This window comes from Kitasatospora sp. NPDC034023 (assembly GCF_055575795.1).
This window is the reverse complement of sequence record NZ_JBVIRY010000002.1, coordinates 86,145-101,961: the sequence shown is the minus strand read 5'-3', so window position 1 is coordinate 101,961 and position 15,817 is coordinate 86,145. Positions and strand designations below refer to the sequence as shown.

Here is a 15,817-nt window from a genome sequence, read left to right as displayed (position 1 = left end):
TGCCTACGCTGATCACGTCCGGTCGTCGCGGTGAAGCCCCCCGCCGACCGGGCCGGATCCACACCCCCCGACACCCCACAGCCGAGAGGGACCCGCCGTGTCCGCAGCCTCCGACCGCATGCACCGGCCCGACAACGAACTGGTCGACCTGGTTTTCGACTACATGCGGGAGCGGCTGCAGTACGACCCCGTCCCGCTCGACCACCCCGGTGACGGCGAGCACCTGCGTACCCAGCTGGCCGGCCTGCTGAACCAGGACGGCAACAACCCGGCCGACGTGCTCAAGCTCTACGACCACGAGCTGTCCCGCGCGGTCATCTCCGCCGACAGCCCGCGCTACCTGTCCTTCATCCCGTGCGCCCCGACCAAGGCCGCGCTGCTGTTCGACATGGTGGTCTCCTGCGCTTCGCTGCAGGGCATCTCCTGGCTGGAGGCGGCCGGCGCGATCGCCGCCGAGAACCAGGTGCTGCGCCTGATCGCCGACCGCGCGGGCATGCCCCAGTCGGCCGGCGGCACCTTCGTCTCCGGCGGCTCGGCGGGCAACCTCTCCGCCCTCGTGGTCGCCCGCGACACCGCCCGCCGCCGCCTCGCCGAGCAGGGTCGTCCCAGCGGTCCGGAGGTGCGGCTGCGGATAGCCGTCGCCGACCAGGTGCACTCCTCGGTCAAGAACACCTTCAACATCATCGGCGTCGAGGCCTTCATGGTCCCGACCGTGAACCGGCAGTTCACCGGCGAGGCCCTGCGCGCCGCGCTGGCCGCCGACCCGAACCCGGAGACGGTGATCGCCGTCGTCGGCACCGGCGGCACCACCAACGAGGGCATCATCGACGACCTCGCGGGCCTGGCCGAGGTCGCCCGCGAGCGCGACCTGTGGTTCCACGTGGACGGCGCCTACGGCGGCGCGGGCCTCTTCGCGCCCTCGGTGCGCGAGCGCTACAACGGCATCGAGCACGCCGACTCCTTCGTGGTCGACCCGCACAAGTGGCTGTTCGCCCCCTTCGACTGCGCCGCGCTGATCTACCGCAACCCGCAGCTCGCCCGCGCCGTGCACACCCAGGACGCCTCGTACCTGGACGTCCTGCACACCGAGGGCGACGAGTGGAACCCCACCGACTACGCCTACCACCTGACCCGGCGCGCCCGCGGCCTGCCGCTCTGGTTCTCGCTGGCCGTGCACGGCGTCCAGGCCTACACCGACGCCATCGAGACCGGCCTCACGCTGGCCCGGGAGACCGCGCAGCTGATCCGCGAGACCGACCACCTGGAGCTGCTGTTCGACCCGCAGCTCTCGGCGGTCTGCTTCAAGCGCACGGGGTGGACCAGTGACGACTACTACCGCTGGTCGCAGCAGCTGCTCGCGGACCAGATCGGCTTCGTCACCCCCACCGGCTGGGACGGCGAGACGGTCGCCCGCTTCGCCTTCCTGCACCCGGGCACCACCATGGAGATGGTCAGGGAGATCCTGGACACCATGGTCTGACCGGGGCCCCGAGGCTCCCGCGCACGGCCCCACCGGGCTCCCGGTGGGGCCTTCGCGCGTTCCCGACCGCCGCTACAGGAACGCCCCGCTCGGCAGGTACGGCATCGGCGGCCGCATCCCGCGCGCCCCGACGAACCCGGCCGCCCGCGGGGTCAGCCCGACCTCCAGCCCGACGTCCAGCGCCCACTCCTGCTCCGCGGTCAGGAACTCCACCCTCGCCTCGACCCCGTCCGGCACCCGGGCCAGCGCCTCGCGCAGCAGCCGGGCGGCGATCCGCTTGCTGGTGGCCGCCAGCAGCCGCACCGCGCCGCCGTCCCGGTAGCAGTAGCCGCTGCCGGCCAGCGCGTCGGCGATCAGCAGCTCCTCGAAGTGCCCCAGCATCAGCTCGTGGTCGGGCCCGTGTGCGGACCCGCGCAGCCGCCGGTCCACCGAGTCCAGCAGGTGCAGGTGGGTGGCGTTGCCGCGGTGCACCGGAATGTCCCCGGGGTCGATCAGCCCGTTCCGGTCCACCCGCCCGGCCAGCCGCATCGCCGGGTGCAGGGTGAACCCGGCCAGCCGGTAGCGGCGCGCCGCGGCGGGGGAGTCCGAGGCGCAGACCATCCCTCGCAGGCAGCCCCGCGCGTGCGTCGCCGCCCGCTCGAGCAGCAGCCGCCCGACGCCCTTGCCCTGCGCGGACGGCCGGACCGCGTACAGGGACGGCGTCCACAGGCCCTCCCGGCGCATCGACAGCACCACCCCGACCGGCTCCCCGCCGATCGACGCCAGCCAGCAGCCCCCGGGGTCGGTGCGCGCCAGGTGCCTGGTCCTGGCCAGCTGCAGGGGCGTCGGCCCCGGCGCCGGTCCGGCCTCGGCGGGGTCGGCGAACGCGGCGGCGGACAGCTCCTGGACGGCCTCCGCGTCCGCGGCGGTGTCCCTGACCGGGCGAAGGATCATGGGCACCATCCTGGCGTCCGACGGGCCGCCGCGGGGCCGGTTCAGCCGGATCCGGGGCTCGGGCGGTGACCGGTCCGGCCAGGGTTGTGCGAGCATGGGGAGCGTAGGGGACACGGGTGGTACACCCGGCCCACGGAAAATCCGCCGCGAAACAGGCCGAAGAAATCCATCGCCGCCCGGGAAATGAATCCGGACGGACGGTGGTTGGCACTGGCGGCAGAACCGTCGTCAAGACCGGGAGAAAGCAGATGACCGTCCAGGACGAGACCACCGTCGAGAGTGGCATCCTCCTTACCGATGCCGCCGCGGCCAAGGTCAAGGCCCTGCTGGAGCAGGAAGGCCGCGAGGACCTCGCGCTGCGCGTCGCCGTCCAGCCCGGTGGCTGCTCCGGCCTGCGTTACCAGCTGTTCTTCGACGAGCGCTCGCTCGACGGCGACGTGCTCAAGGATTTCGACGGTGTCAAGGTCGTCACCGACCGGATGAGCGCCCCGTACCTGGGCGGCGCCACCGTCGACTTCGTCGACACCATCGAGAAGCAGGGCTTCACGATCGACAACCCGAACGCCACGGGCTCCTGCGCCTGCGGCGACTCGTTCAGCTAAGTCGGCTGCGAAAAGGCGGCCCCGGGTGCTCCCGGGGCCGCCTCTTCGTTTTCCTGGCGCCGTAGGGCTCGTACGGCAGGGCTCCTACTGGCCGGCGACGTCCGGGGTCACCGGGTCCGGCCCGGAGTGCGGCTCGGCGTCCAGCGGCAGCTCCTGGCCGCTGGTCTTGTCGACCACCGTCCGCCCGGTCAGCGGCGAGCGCAGATCGGCCGACACCGACTGCCGCTTGGCCAGCGCGTTGCAGACCTGCCCGGGGCCCACCGTGGGCGGCCCCGACACCACGGTGACGTCCACCCGGCCCGGCTGCGACTCGTCCGCCTTCAGCGCGTACTTGGTGCAGACCCCGCCGAAGAAGTAGACGGTCAGCTTGGTGGTGCCGTCCACCCGGTAGGCCACCGGCGGGCGCGCGGGCGCGGCCGAGCCGTTCGGGTTCGGCTCGCCCGGCGCGATCCCGTTGACCGGCGGAGTGCCCGGCGTCGCCTGCCCGGGAGCGGGCGAGCCCAGGGTGGGGGAGAAACCGGTCGGCGGCGTCTGCGGCGGCGTCCCGGCGCCCGCGGGGCTCCCCGTCGGGGCCGCGGACGGGTCGCCGGAGGGCGTCGGGGCCTGCGGGGAGGCACTCGCCGAGGCGGAGCCGGTGGCCGCGCCGCTCGTCGCCGAGTCCGAGGCGGACTTGCCGTCCCCGTTGCACCCGGCCACCGTCACCACCGCCGCCAGCGCCAGACCCGCCAGGGCCATCGCCCGCCGACCGCGCCGGGGCATCGTCTCCAGATCCATCTGCACATCCTCCCGAGAGCTCAGCGGTGCCGCCTCCTCGGCCGCTCCGCGCGGATGTGACGTGCCCCGGACGGATCCGGTTCCGCTCCGATCCGGCCAGATTTCGATCCGGTCCCGCTGTGGTCCGGTCCCGCTGTGGTCCGGCCGGGTCTCGATCCGGCTCCGGCTCAGAAGCCGTACTCGGCCATCCCGGCGACCACCCGCTGCGCCCCGGACGGGACCCGGAAGCCGACGGACGCGGGGGCGGTGGGCTCCGGGCCGGCCGCCAGCAGCGGCCAGAACCGGCGCAGCCGCCGGGAGGAGTCCAGCAGGGCGTCGAGGGTCTCGCCGTCCTCGGCCCGCAGGCCAGGCAACGGGGAGTGTTCGGTCTTCATCGGGCATCGCTCCGATCCAGAGCCGTGGCCGCGCTGCCACGGTCGACGTCGGGGCCCACCCGCGCGGCGGGCCTCCTGGGGCCGACCCTAGGCCGGGCCTCGTCCCGCCCACCAGTGCTACCCGGAGGTAGTACACGTTCGACGGCGACGGGTGCCACCATGGCCGTACGGGCGGCAACTTTCGGCACTCTTGCGGGGGCACCTCCCGGGGCCCGGTACCGTGAGTGGGTTCATCCGCGCCTGCCCGCTGGCCCCACAGCCACCCTGAGGAGACCTTCCGTGCGTATCGCCGTCGCCGGCTCGATCGCCACCGACCATCTGATGACGTTTCCCGGTCGGTTCGCCGACCAGCTCGTCGCCGAGCAGTTGCACACCGTGTCGCTGTCCTTCCTGGTCGACACCCTGGACATCCGCCGGGGCGGGGTCGCCCCGAACATCGCCTTCGGCATGGGTGTGCTGGGGCTGCGCCCGATCCTGGTCGGCGCCGCCGGCGCGGACTTCGCCGAGTACCGCAGCTGGCTGGAGCGCAACAACGTGGACTGCGACTCCGTCCACATCTCCGAGACCCGGCACACGGCCCGCTTCATGTGCACCACGGACCAGGACCACAACCAGATCGCCTCGTTCTACACCGGCGCCATGGCCGAGGCCCGCAGTATCGAGCTGAAGCCGATCGCCGACCGCGTCGGCGGCCTGGACCTCGTCCTGATCGGCGCCGACGACCCGCAGGGCATGGTCCGCCACACCCAGGAGTGCCGCACCCGCGGCTACGCCTTCGCCGCCGACCCCTCCCAGCAGCTGGCCCGCCTGGAGGGCGACGACATCCGCGACATCGTGGACGGCGCCGCGTACCTCTTCACCAACGAGTACGAGGCCGCGCTGATCGAGACCAAGACCGGCTGGAACGCCGAGGAGCTGCTCACCCGCGTCGGCACCCGGATCACCACCCTCGGCAGCAAGGGCGTCCGGATCGAGCGCAAGGGCGAGGCGCCGATCCTGGTCGGCTGCGCCAAGGAGGAGGCCAAGCTCGACCCGACCGGCGTCGGCGACGCCTTCCGGGCCGGCTTCCTCGCCGGTCTGTCCTGGGACCTCGACCTGGAGCGCTCCGCCCAGCTCGGCTGCATGCTCGCCACCCTGGTCATCGAGACCGTCGGCACCCAGGAGTACGAGCTGCGCCCGGCCGGCTTCCTGAAGCGCTTCGAGGACACCTACGGCGCCGAGGCGGCCGCCGAGATCCGCGCGCACCTGGTCAAGTAGTGCGCCGCACGACGAGGTAGGCCGAGCCCCGGTCGCCGCCGTACTCGGCGGCCGGGGCCTCGCCCGCGTACTCCTGCCCGCGCATCTCGCACCAGGCCGGGATGTCCAGCCGGGCCGCCTCGTCGTCCGCCAGCACGGCGACCGTGCCGCCCGGCGGCACCTCGCCGATCCGCTTCGCCAGCTCGATCACCGGCAGCGGGCACCGCTTGCCCAGCGCGTCGATCACCAGCAGCGTGCCCGCCGGGGCGGCCTCGGGCGCCGGCAGGTCCAGCCCGAGCGGTGCCCGGACCCCGGCCACCAGCTCCGGCAGCACCGCGAGGAAGCGCTCCACGTCCGCCTCGGCCGTCCCGTACGGCAGCGAGATCCGGACGTTTCCCTCGGTGAGCACCCCCATGGCCGCCAGCACATGGCTGGGCGTCAGTGTGGAGGAGGTGCAGGAGGAGCCGGAGGAGACCGCGAAGCCCGCCCGGTCCAGCTCGGTCAGCAGCACCTCGCCGTCCACGTACAGGCAGGAGAAGGTGACGATGTGCGGCAGCCGCCGCACCGGGTCGCCGACCACCTCGACCTCGGGCACCAGCCGCGGCACCCGGGCCCGGATCCGCTCCACCAGGGCGTGCAGCCGGGCGTTCTCCTGCTCGGCCTCGGCCCGTACGGCGCGCAGCGAGGCGGCCGCGGCCACGATCGCCGGGACGTTGACGTAGCCGGGCACCCGGCCGCCCTCGCGCTCGTCGGCCGGCAGCGGCGAGGCGTACCGGACGCCCTTGCGCACCGCCAGCACCCCGACTCCGGGCGGGCCGCCCCACTTGTGCGCGCTCGCGGTCAGCAGCGACCAGCCCGCCGGGACGTCCACCCGCCCGGCGCTCTGCGCCGCGTCGACCAGCAGCGGGACGCCGGCCGCGGCGCACGATTCGGCGACCTCGCCGACCGGCTGGACCGTCCCCACCTCGTGGTTGGCGCTCTGCAACGCGGCCAGCGCGGTGTCCGGGCGCAGCAGCGCGCCGAAGGCCGCCGGGTCGACCCGTCCGCCCCGGTCCACCGGGACGACCGTGACCTCGCCCCCGCCCGCCTCGTGGCGCTCGGCGACGTGCAGCACGCTGGAGTGCTCCACCGCGGAGTGCACCAGGTGGCCGCCGCGCCGCCGGTTCCCGGCCAGGGCGCCGAGCAGGCCGAGTTGGACGGCCTGCGTCCCGCTCGCGGTGAAGGCGATCTCGTCGGCCCGCGCGCCCAGCACCGCGGCGACCGTCTCGCGGGCGGCGTCCAGCAGCATCCGGGCCTGCCGGCCGGAGCGGTACAGCCGGGCCGGATCGGCCCAGCCCTCGTCGAGGGCGGCGGTCAGCGCCTGTCGCGCGACGGGGTGCAGAGGGGCCGTCGAGGCCGCGTCGAAGTACACGGTCACATTTAACGACACACCCGGGCCCTTTCCGGTCCGATCGCACGGCTCACCCACCGTCAGTCGATCACCCCGAATGTCCGCTTCGTCCGCGTCCGACGGGTCGTCATGGACGTTGCCCGAGGTCATCCCCCGATCGGGCGTACGGAGCTCTAATGCCTACGATGACCTGCGACGCAGCCCCTTCCGGGCCTGATCGGGCGACCGGGCGGCGCGTTACCGGGGGCTGCCCGTCAGGAGCGCATAAGGCTGGAGTAGGGTTTGGCCCGCATAAGCATTCAAACCGTGCCCGTGGTCGGGTCGCCGGGGAGGCTCACAATCCTCCTCGGGGCGACGCGAAGGCGGGCGAGACTTCGGGAAGGCGCTACGTGAGTCCCAACGGCTCCGACCGCTCGCCGCGGCGCACGATGCGGCGGAAGCTGCCTCAGGCGCTGGCACTGGGCCTCGTCATCGCGACCGCCACCGGCTGCTCGGCCAACGACCTCCCCAGGCTTGGCCTCCCGAGCCCCGTCACCACGGAAGGGCCGTTGGTCCTCCGGATGTGGCAGGGGTCCTGGATCGCGGCGCTGGTGGTCGGCGTACTGATGTGGGGTCTGATCATCTGGAGCGTGATCTTCCACCGGCGCAAGCGCACCGGTGTGGAGGTCCCTCCGCAGACCCGGTACAACGTGCCCATCGAGGCGCTCTACACCGCGGTCCCCATCATCATCGTCTCGGTGCTCTTCTACTTCGTCGCCCGCGACGAGAACAAACTGACGCACGTCTCCGAGAAGCCGCAGCACTACGTCAACGTGGTCGGCTTCCAGTGGAGCTGGGCGTTCAACTACGAGAACACCGAGACTCCCGACCCGGCCAACAAGGATGCCGCGTACGACATCGGTACGCCCAAGGATGTTCCGACGCTCTGGCTGCCGGTCAACGAGACGGTGCAGTTCCGTCTCACCTCGCGTGACGTCATCCACGACTTCTGGCCCGTCAACTTCATGATGAAGATGGACGTCGTGCCGGGCGTGGTGAACAAGTTCGAGGTCACCCCGACCGTCAAGGGCGAGTACATGGGCAAGTGTGCCGAGCTCTGCGGTACCGACCACTCGCGCATGCTGTTCAACGTCAAGGTCGTCGACCGCGCCGACTACGACAAGCACCTGGCCGAGCTTCGCGCCAAGGGCCAGAACGGCTCGGTGCCCTCCGGCCTCATCGGCATGGGAAGTGAAGAGAAGTGACCATCCTCAACGAGCCCGCCGCGGCCGGCGGGGGCGCCGGTGCCGTCACGGTCGGGGCGCAGCGGACCCGGAAGCCGGGTTCGACCATCATCAAGTGGCTGACCACCACTGACCACAAGACGATCGGCACCCTGTACCTGGGCACGTCGTTCGCCTTCTTCCTGATCGGTGGCATCCTCGCCCTGGTCATGCGCGCCGAGCTGGCTCGTCCCGGGACCCAGATCCTGTCGAACGAGCAGTTCAACCAGGCGTTCACGATGCACGGCACGATCATGCTGCTGATGTTCGCGACGCCGCTGTTCGCGGGCTTCGCGAACTGGATCATGCCGCTGCAGATCGGCGCGCCGGACGTGGCGTTCCCGCGTCTGAACATGTTCGCGTACTGGCTGTACCTCTTCGGTTCGACCATCGCGGTGTCCGGCTTCCTGACCCCGAACGGTGCCGCCAACTTCGGTTGGTTCGCCTACTCCCCGCTGTCGGACGCGGTGCACTCGCCCGGCGTCGGCGGCGACATGTGGATCATGGGTCTGGCCTTCTCCGGCTTCGGCACGATCCTCGGTGCGGTCAACTTCATCACCACGATCATCTGCATGCGCGCCCCGGGCATGACGATGTTCCGGATGTCGATCTTCGTCTGGAACGTCCTGCTGACCTCGGTGCTGGTCCTGCTGGCCTTCCCGGTCCTGGCCGCCGCGCTGTTCGCCCTTGAGGCCGACCGGAAGTTCGGTGCCCACGTCTTCGACCCCGCCAACGGCGGGGCGATGCTGTGGCAGCACCTGTTCTGGTTCTTCGGCCACCCCGAGGTGTACATCATCGCGCTGCCGTTCTTCGGCATCGTGTCCGAGATCATCCCGGTCTTCAGCCGCAAGCCGATGTTCGGCTACTCCGGTCTGATCGCGGCCACCATCGCGATCGCCGGTCTGTCCGTGACGGTGTGGGCGCACCACATGTACGTCACCGGGCAGGTCCTGCTGCCGTTCTTCTCCTTCATGACCTTCCTGATCGCGGTCCCGACCGGTGTGAAGTTCTTCAACTGGGTCGGCACCATGTGGAAGGGCTCGCTGAGCTTCGAGACCCCGATGCTCTGGACGGTCGGCTTCCTGGTCACCTTCCTCTTCGGCGGTCTGACCGGTGTCCTGCTGGCCTCCCCGCCGATCGACTTCCACGTCTCGGACTCGTACTTCGTCGTCGCCCACTTCCACTACGTGGTCTTCGGCACCGTCGTGTTCGCGATGTTCGCCGGCTTCCACTTCTGGTGGCCGAAGATGACCGGCAAGATGCTGGACGAGCGGCTCGGCCGGATCACCTTCTGGACGCTGTTCATCGGCTTCCACACGACGTTCCTGGTGCAGCACTGGCTCGGCGCGGAGGGCATGCCCCGCCGCTACGCCGACTATCTGGCGTCGGACGGTTTCACCACCCTGAACACCGTCTCGACCATCGGCTCCTTCGTGCTCGGCCTGTCGATCCTGCCGTTCCTCTACAACGTCTGGAAGACCGCCAAGTACGGCGAGAAGGTCACCGTGGACGACCCGTGGGGCTTCGGCCGCTCCCTCGAGTGGGCGACCTCCTGCCCGCCGCCGCGGCACAACTTCCTCACCCTGCCCCGGATCCGCTCCGAATCCCCGGCCTTCGACCTCCACCACCCGGAGATCGCCGCGCTGGACTACCTGGAGAACCACGGTGAGCCGGCCAAGCACCTCGCCGGTGTGACCCCGGCGAAGTACGACGCCCCGAAGCTGGGCAAGGGCAAGCAGGAGGGTGACGCCTGATGAAGGAACAGGGAAAGATCTTCCTGGGCCTGTCGGTCTTCGTGCTGGCCATGGCCATCACCTACGGCCTGTGGACCAACAACTCGGGCCCGGGCCTGGAGGCCGCGGGTACCACCGCGCTCTTCCTCGCCTTCGCCCTCTGTGCCTTCATCGGGTACTACCTGGCCTTCACCGCCCGCCGGGTGGACAGCGGCGCGGGTGACAACCCCGAGGCCGAGGTCACGGACGACGCCGGTGAGGTGGGCTTCTTCGCCCCGACCAGCTGGCAGCCGCTGTCGCTGGCGCTCGGTGGCGCGCTCGCCTTCATGGGCGTGATCTTCGGCTGGTGGCTGATGTTCTGGGCCGCCCCGATCATCGCGATCGGCATCTTCGGATGGGTCTTCGAGTTCTACCGGGGCGAGAACCAGAACCAGTAGGGCTCCGCATCCGACACCAGGGCCGGTCCCCCCGCACGGGGGGACCGGCCCTGCTGCGTCTCCGGGGTGACGGTCTCACTCTCCCGGGTCAACGGAGGGTCCCTCGGATGTCGCTCTGCCGGTAGGCGTTCCTACGATCTGATCAATCGTGCGAACCCCGGAGGCGGTCATGCCCGACAGGTGCGGAATCGCAGCTATAGGCAGCATCTCGCTGACCCTCGTAGTACTGGCCCCGCTGGCCGCCTGCTCGTCCGGCGACGACGAGTCCGCCGGGCCGCACCGGATCGACGCGGCCCCGCTGGTCCACCTCTCGGCGGACGGCAAGGTCGACCCGGCCCAGCCGGTCACCGTGACGGCCGTGCAGGGCAGTCGGCTCACCGACGTCACCGTGGTGGGCCCGGACGGCCGGGTGGTCGCGGGCGAACTCGCCGCCGACCAGCGCAGCTGGCGGACCACCGGCCGGCTGAAGGCCGCCACCACGTACTCCGTCCGCATCGCCGCCGACGACGGCAAGGGCGGCCGCGGCGACACCACCGAAGACTTCAGCACCCTCGCCGCCCAGCGCCTGCTCACCGCCAAGCTCGGCCCGGACTCCTCCGGCAGCGGCGTCTACGGGGTCGGCCAGCCGCTCACCGTGCAGCTCTCCGAGGCGGTGAAGGACCCGCAGGCCCGCCGGGAGGTCGAGCAGGCCCTGACCGTCACCTCCCAGCCCGCCGTCACCGGCGCCTGGTACTGGGTGGACGACAAGAACCTGCACTTCCGCCCGGAGGAGTACTGGCCGGCCGGGACGACCGTCACGCTGGCCTTCGACGACACCGGCAGCCGGATCGCGGACGGCCTCTACGGCGGCGACCGCAGCTCGCTGAAGCTGCGGATAGGCGAGCGGGTCGAGTCGGTGGTCGACGCGGCCGCCCACGAGCTCACCCTGAAGCGTGACGGCGAGGTCGTGCGGACGATCCCGGTCACCACCGGAAAGCCCGGGTTCGACACCCGCAACGGCATCAAGGTGGTGCTCGGCCAGGAGCGGTCCGTCCGGATGAGCGGCGAGACCATCGGCATAGCCGCCGGCAGCTCGGAGTCGTACAACCTCGACGTGCAGTGGGCCACCCGGGTGACCTGGAGCGGCGAGTACGTCCACGCGGCGCCCTGGTCGATCGGCTCGCAGGGCGTGGAGAACGTCAGCCACGGCTGTACCGGCATGAGCACCGAGAACGCCAAGTGGTTCTACGAGAACACCCGGGTGGGGGACCTGGTGACGGTGGTGAACAGCCGCGGCGCCGGGATGGAGGCGTTCGGCAACGGCTTCGGGGACTGGAACGTCACCTGGACGGACTGGGTCAAGCACAGCGCCGTCGGACAGCCCCTCAGCACCACCGCACCGGCCGGCCAGGCCCCGGCCGCGGGGATGATCCGCCCGGAGGTCTGAGGGCCCGCGAAGCCCCCGCCGGGCCCCGCTGCCAGGGCCACTGCCGAGCCTTGCCGCCGGGTCCCGTTGCTAGGCCTCGGGGTAGGCCAGCCCCAGCGCGGTGACCACCGCGGCCAGGGCGTCCGCGTGGGAGAGCCCGAGTCGGTCCGCGCGCTCGGCGTACTCGGTGGCGGCCGCGGCGGCCAGCCGGTGCGCGGTGTCCCCGGCGGCGGCGATCAGCGTGCCGCGCCGGCCGTGGGTCTCCACGATGCCGTCCGCCTCCAGCTCCCGGTAGGCCCGGGCGACGGTGCCGGCGGCCAGCCCCAGCTCCTCGGCCAGGGCCCGTACGGTGGGCAGCTTCAGCCCGGTCGGCAGGTCCCCGGTACGGGCCCGCTCCGCGATCTGGGCGCGGATCTGCTCGTACGGGGGAGTGGCGGACGCGGAGTCGACGGACAGCTGCACGGGAAGCTCCTGAGGGCGAGGGCGGGTACGGAACCGGAGGATACGGAAAAGCCCGAGGGCCGCTGACCAGATGAACTCTGGTCAGCGGCCCTCGGGGTGACGCGGGTACGGGATCAGTGGTGGCCGTGGCCGCTGGTGATCTCGTGGTGCTCCTCGGCGGTCGGCTTGGGGATCTGGCTGCCCTCGCCGTAGAAGCCGCGGGACAGCTTGGCCCGGGTGCGGGTGACGACGCCGGCCTTGCGGGCCACGCCGTTCTCGTCCGTCTGGGCCGGCAGCTGGACCGGCTGGATCTGCTCGTGCGCGGTGAGCTTGTGCAGGTCCTTCTGCGGCAGCTGGGCGTGCACCTCGATGAACTCGCCGTGCGGCAGGCGCTTGATGACACCCGTCTCGCGGCCGTGCAGCACCTTCTCCTTGTCACGGCGCTGGAGGCCGAGGCACCAGCGCTTGGTGATGATGAAGACGATCACCGGGACGGCGAAGAAGCCGACGCGGACGAAGTAGGTGATCGCGTTGAGCGACAGGTGCAGGTGGGTGGCGAACAGGTCGTTGCCACCACCGATCAGCAGCACCAGGTACAGGCTGATCCAGGCGGCACCCAGGGCGGTGCGGACCGGGGCGTTGCGCGGACGGTCCAGGATGTGGTGCTCGCGCTTGTCACCGGTGATCCAGCCCTCGATGAACGGGTAGACCGCGATCGCGACCAGGACCAGCGGGAAGATCATCAGCGGGACGAACACACCCAGGTTGAGGGTGTGGCCCCACAGGCTGATCTCCCAGCCCGGCATGACACGGATCAGGCCCTCGGAGAAGCCCATGTACCAGTCCGGCTGGGCGTCGGTGGACACCTGGTCGGGACGGTACGGTCCGTACGCCCAGATCGGGTTGATCGAGGCGATCGCCGACATGGCGGCGATGATGCCGAACACCAGGAAGAAGAAGCCACCGGCCTTGGCCATGTAGACCGGCATCAGCGGCATGCCGACGACGTTCTTCTCGGTCTTGCCCGGGCCCGCCCACTGGGTGTGCTTGTGGTAGAAGACCAGGATCAGGTGCGCCACCAGCAGGCCGAGCATGATGCCCGGGATCAGCAGCACGTGGATCGTGAAGAACCGCGGGATGATGTCGGTGCCGGGGAACTCGCCCCCGTAAAGGAACATCTGGACGTAGGTGCCCACCAGCGGGACGGCGAGGATCGCGCCTTCCATGAAGCGGATACCGGTACCCGACAGCAGGTCGTCCGGCAGCGAGTAGCCGAAGAAGCCGTCGAACATGCCCAGGACCAGCAGCAGGAAGCCGAAGACCCAGTTGATCTCACGCGGCTTGCGGAACGCGCCGGTGAAGAACACGCGCATCATGTGCACGAGCATCGCGGCCACGAAGACCAGGGCGGCCCAGTGGTGGATCTGACGGATCAGCAGACCGCCGCGGACCTCGAAGCTGATGTTCATCGTCGAGGCGTACGCCTCGGACATCCCGATGCCCTTGAGCGGCACGTACGAGCCGTTGTAGACGACCTCGGCCATCGACGGCTTGAAGAACAGCGTCAGGTAGACACCGGTCAGGATGATGATGACGAACGTGTAGAGGCAGATCTCGCCCAGCATGAAGGACCAGTGGTCCGGGAAGATCTTCCGCAGGTTGGCCTTGGCGAGGGAGTAGATCCCCAGCCGGCCGTCCGTCCAGTCAGCCGCGGCTTCCCACTTGTTGGTGGGCTTGGCACGCGTGCTGGAAGGCTTGGCGGCACCGGTGGTGGTGCTGCTCGCGCTACTCATCGAGCACGCTCCCAGAAGCTCGGGCCGACAGGCTTCGCGAAGTCGCCGGTGGCGACCAGGTTGCCCTTGTCGTCAGTGGTGATCTTCAGCTGCGGCAGGGGGTGACCGGCCGGGCCGAAGATGACGCGCGCGCCGTCCGCCAGGTCGAAGGTCGACTGGTGGCAGGGGCAGAGCGCGTGGTGGGTCTGCTGCTCGTACAGGCTGATCGGGCAGCCGACGTGGGTGCAGATCTTGGAGTAGGCGAGGATGCCCTCGAAGCCCAGCTCCCTGGACTTGTCGTCCTTGATGTCGTCCGGCGCGATGCGCACCAGCATCAGGGCGTCCTTGGCGATCCGCTGCTGGAAGTCCTCGTCGTGCGTGGACAGGCCCTCCGGCATGGCGAAGGTCAGCGAACCGATGGCGATGTCCTCGGGCTTCATCGGCTGCAGGGTGTTCATGTTGACGAGCGGCAGCGGCTTGGCCGGGGTCGCCTCCTTCCAGCCGGTCTCCTGGAGCTTCTTCTCCGGGAGCGGGCCGAGGTCGCGGAGCAGGACCACGCCGGAGAGCGGGACCAGCGCCATCGAACCGATGAGGGTGTTGCGGATCATCTTGCGGCGGCCGAAGCCGGACTCGGCGGCACCGGTCTTGAACTGGTCGATGACGTCCGCGCGGACCTCGTCGGAGGCCTCGATCGGGTGACGCTCGGCCGGCAGCTCGACGTCCGACATCAGGGTGCGGGCCCAGTGGACCGCGCCCGCGCCGATCATGAAGAGGGCGACGCCCAGGGTCAGGCCCAGCGCGAAGTTCATCGCGCTGACCTTGCCCAGCGGGAAGATGTAGACGATCTTGTCCGGGTCGATGGCCACGTACGAGGCGATGAAGCCGACGGTGGCGAGCATCGAGATCACGAACATCAGCGACACCTGGCGCTCGGCCCGCTGCGCGGCCCGCTCGTCGATGTCGGTGCGACGGGGCTCGTGGGCCGGCAGGCCCGGGTCGGCGAAGGGGTTGCCGTGGTCGGCGACCTCGCCGGCGGAGCCGTGCGACTCCGGGAGCTTCTCTTCTGACATGTCGTGGCTCATGACTTCTTGGCCTTGGTGGTGTGGGCGGCGACCCAGATCGCGACCGCGATGAGCGTGCCAAGACCGAAGATCCAGCCGAACAGGCCCTCGGTCACCGGACCGAGGCTGCCGAGCGTGAGACCGCCGGGGTTGGGCTCTTCGCTGGTGGTGTGGCGGACGAAGGCCACGATCTGCTTCTTCTGCTCCTCGGGCATGGTGGTGTCCGGGAACGACGGCATCTGCTGCGGGCCGGTCTGCATGGCCTCGTAGATGTGCTTGGCGTCCACGCCCTCCAGCGACGGGGCGTACTTGCCCTTGGTCAGGGCACCACCCTGGCCGGCGAAGTTGTGGCACTGGGCGCAGTTGGTGCGGAACAGCTCGCCACCCTTGGAGATGTCCTCCGGGTTGGTCGAGGTGTACTGCTCCTCCTTCGGGGTCACCGGGCCGGGACCGAGGGAGGCCACGAAGGCGGCGAGCTGGTCGATCTCGGCCTGCGTGTAGATGTTCTTCTTGCGCGGCACCTGGGCGCCGGGCTGCTGGGCCGGCATGCGGCCGGTACCGACCTGGAAGTCGACGGAGGCGGAGCCGACGCCGACCAGGCTAGGACCGTCACTGCCGCCCTGGCCGTTCAGGCCGTGACAGGAGGAGCAACCGACGGCGAAGAGCTTCTTGCCCTCATCGATCGCGAGCGACTGCGCGGCGACGTCGGCCTGCGCCTTGTCGGCGGGAGCGAACGCGGCGTACAGCCCCCCGGTTGCCGCCAGGGCGAGAAGTAGGACGACCAGCGCCGCCAATGGGTGGCGCCGTCGTGCGGAGAGCTTTTTCACGGAATAACCCCGGTGTCAGGATCTGGTCGACTGGTGGGTGCACCCGGCGGCCGGTCTGGCCGGCACGAGGCTGCCTGTCTAAGGGCTGCG

The 15,817-nt window shown here is 70.5% G+C and carries 15 protein-coding genes; 7 read left to right on the top strand and 8 right to left on the bottom strand.

All coding sequences use genetic code 11. The features are described 5' to 3' along the window. Nucleotides 1-97: 97 nt before the first annotated feature. Nucleotides 98-1,480 carry a pyridoxal phosphate-dependent decarboxylase family protein gene (locus tag ACZ52R_RS03325; protein WP_465621532.1) on the top strand — a complete coding sequence of 461 codons (1,383 nt, stop codon included), beginning with the start codon at nt 98-100 and terminating at the stop codon, nt 1,478-1,480. A 72-nt stretch (nt 1,481-1,552) separates the two neighbouring features. Here ACZ52R_RS03325 and ACZ52R_RS03320 read toward each other — a convergent pair whose 3' ends face one another. Then, entirely contained in the window at nt 1,553-2,413 is an 861-nt protein-coding gene (locus ACZ52R_RS03320) for a GNAT family N-acetyltransferase (RefSeq protein ID WP_360492485.1), read from the bottom strand. A gap of 248 nt (nt 2,414-2,661) precedes the next feature. On the opposite strand from ACZ52R_RS03320, the gene erpA reads away from it, so the two are divergent. After that, nucleotides 2,662-3,015: an iron-sulfur cluster insertion protein ErpA gene (gene erpA, locus ACZ52R_RS03315; protein ID WP_189915188.1), complete on the top strand. Its 354-nt coding sequence runs from the start codon at nt 2,662-2,664 to the stop codon at nt 3,013-3,015. An 84-nt stretch (nt 3,016-3,099) separates the two neighbouring features. On the opposite strand, the gene ACZ52R_RS03310 is transcribed toward erpA, so the two are convergent. Both ACZ52R_RS03310 and ACZ52R_RS03305 read right to left on the bottom strand, forming a co-directional pair. Next, entirely contained in the window at nt 3,100-3,789 is a 690-nt protein-coding gene (locus tag ACZ52R_RS03310; RefSeq protein ID WP_360492482.1) for a hypothetical protein, read from the bottom strand. A 167-nt stretch (nt 3,790-3,956) separates the two neighbouring features. After that, a complete protein-coding gene (locus tag ACZ52R_RS03305) occupies nt 3,957-4,163 on the bottom strand; it encodes a hypothetical protein (RefSeq protein WP_360492479.1) in 207 nt (68 codons plus the stop codon). Nucleotides 4,164-4,442: 279 nt separating this feature from the next. On the opposite strand from ACZ52R_RS03305, the gene ACZ52R_RS03300 reads away from it, so the two are divergent. Further along, nucleotides 4,443-5,420: a carbohydrate kinase family protein gene (locus ACZ52R_RS03300; RefSeq protein ID WP_360492477.1), complete on the top strand. Its 978-nt coding sequence runs from the start codon at nt 4,443-4,445 to the stop codon at nt 5,418-5,420. Here the strand turns inward: ACZ52R_RS03300 and ACZ52R_RS03295 are convergent. Beyond that, a complete protein-coding gene (locus ACZ52R_RS03295; protein WP_465621527.1) occupies nt 5,413-6,810 on the bottom strand; it encodes an aminotransferase class V-fold PLP-dependent enzyme in 1,398 nt (465 codons plus the stop codon). The two genes, ACZ52R_RS03300 and ACZ52R_RS03295, sit on opposite strands and share 8 nt — an antisense overlap. A gap of 368 nt (nt 6,811-7,178) precedes the next feature. Here ACZ52R_RS03295 and ctaC point away from each other — a divergent pair, with 368 nt between their 5' ends. From ctaC to ACZ52R_RS03275, 4 genes are all read left to right on the top strand, one after another. Next, complete coding sequence (ctaC, locus tag ACZ52R_RS03290) at nt 7,179-8,033, top strand: aa3-type cytochrome oxidase subunit II (protein WP_465621525.1); 855 nt, start codon at nt 7,179-7,181, stop codon at nt 8,031-8,033. Continuing rightward, on the top strand, nt 8,030-9,805 hold the full coding sequence (ctaD, locus tag ACZ52R_RS03285) for an aa3-type cytochrome oxidase subunit I (RefSeq protein ID WP_396287785.1): 1,776 nt from the start codon (nt 8,030-8,032) through the stop codon (nt 9,803-9,805). The genes ctaC and ctaD overlap by 4 nt, the downstream gene beginning before the upstream one ends. After that, nucleotides 9,805-10,221, top strand: coding sequence for a cytochrome c oxidase subunit 4 (locus ACZ52R_RS03280; protein ID WP_360492469.1), 417 nt, complete (start codon nt 9,805-9,807; stop codon nt 10,219-10,221). The genes ctaD and ACZ52R_RS03280 overlap by 1 nt, the downstream gene beginning before the upstream one ends. Nucleotides 10,222-10,390: 169 nt before the next feature. Further along, the gene (locus ACZ52R_RS03275; protein WP_465752594.1) at nt 10,391-11,647 is read left to right on the top strand and encodes a L,D-transpeptidase; all 1,257 of its coding nucleotides are present in this window, start codon (nt 10,391-10,393) and stop codon (nt 11,645-11,647) included. 69 nt (nt 11,648-11,716) lie between these two features. On the opposite strand, the gene ACZ52R_RS03270 is transcribed toward ACZ52R_RS03275, so the two are convergent. The 4 genes from ACZ52R_RS03270 to qcrC form a co-directional block, all read right to left on the bottom strand. Continuing rightward, entirely contained in the window at nt 11,717-12,088 is a 372-nt protein-coding gene (locus tag ACZ52R_RS03270) for a GntR family transcriptional regulator (RefSeq protein WP_465621520.1), read from the bottom strand. 113 nt (nt 12,089-12,201) lie between these two features. Next, nucleotides 12,202-13,860: a cytochrome bc1 complex cytochrome b subunit gene (gene qcrB, locus ACZ52R_RS03265; RefSeq protein WP_360492462.1), complete on the bottom strand. Its 1,659-nt coding sequence runs from the start codon at nt 13,858-13,860 to the stop codon at nt 12,202-12,204. Next, a complete protein-coding gene (gene qcrA / locus ACZ52R_RS03260; RefSeq protein WP_465621516.1) occupies nt 13,857-14,909 on the bottom strand; it encodes a cytochrome bc1 complex Rieske iron-sulfur subunit in 1,053 nt (350 codons plus the stop codon). Before qcrA ends, qcrB begins: the two co-directional genes overlap by 4 nt. A gap of 8 nt (nt 14,910-14,917) precedes the next feature. Beyond that, complete coding sequence (qcrC, locus tag ACZ52R_RS03255) at nt 14,918-15,727, bottom strand: cytochrome bc1 complex diheme cytochrome c subunit (protein ID WP_360492457.1); 810 nt, start codon at nt 15,725-15,727, stop codon at nt 14,918-14,920. Between the last annotated feature and the right edge of the window lie 90 nt (nt 15,728-15,817).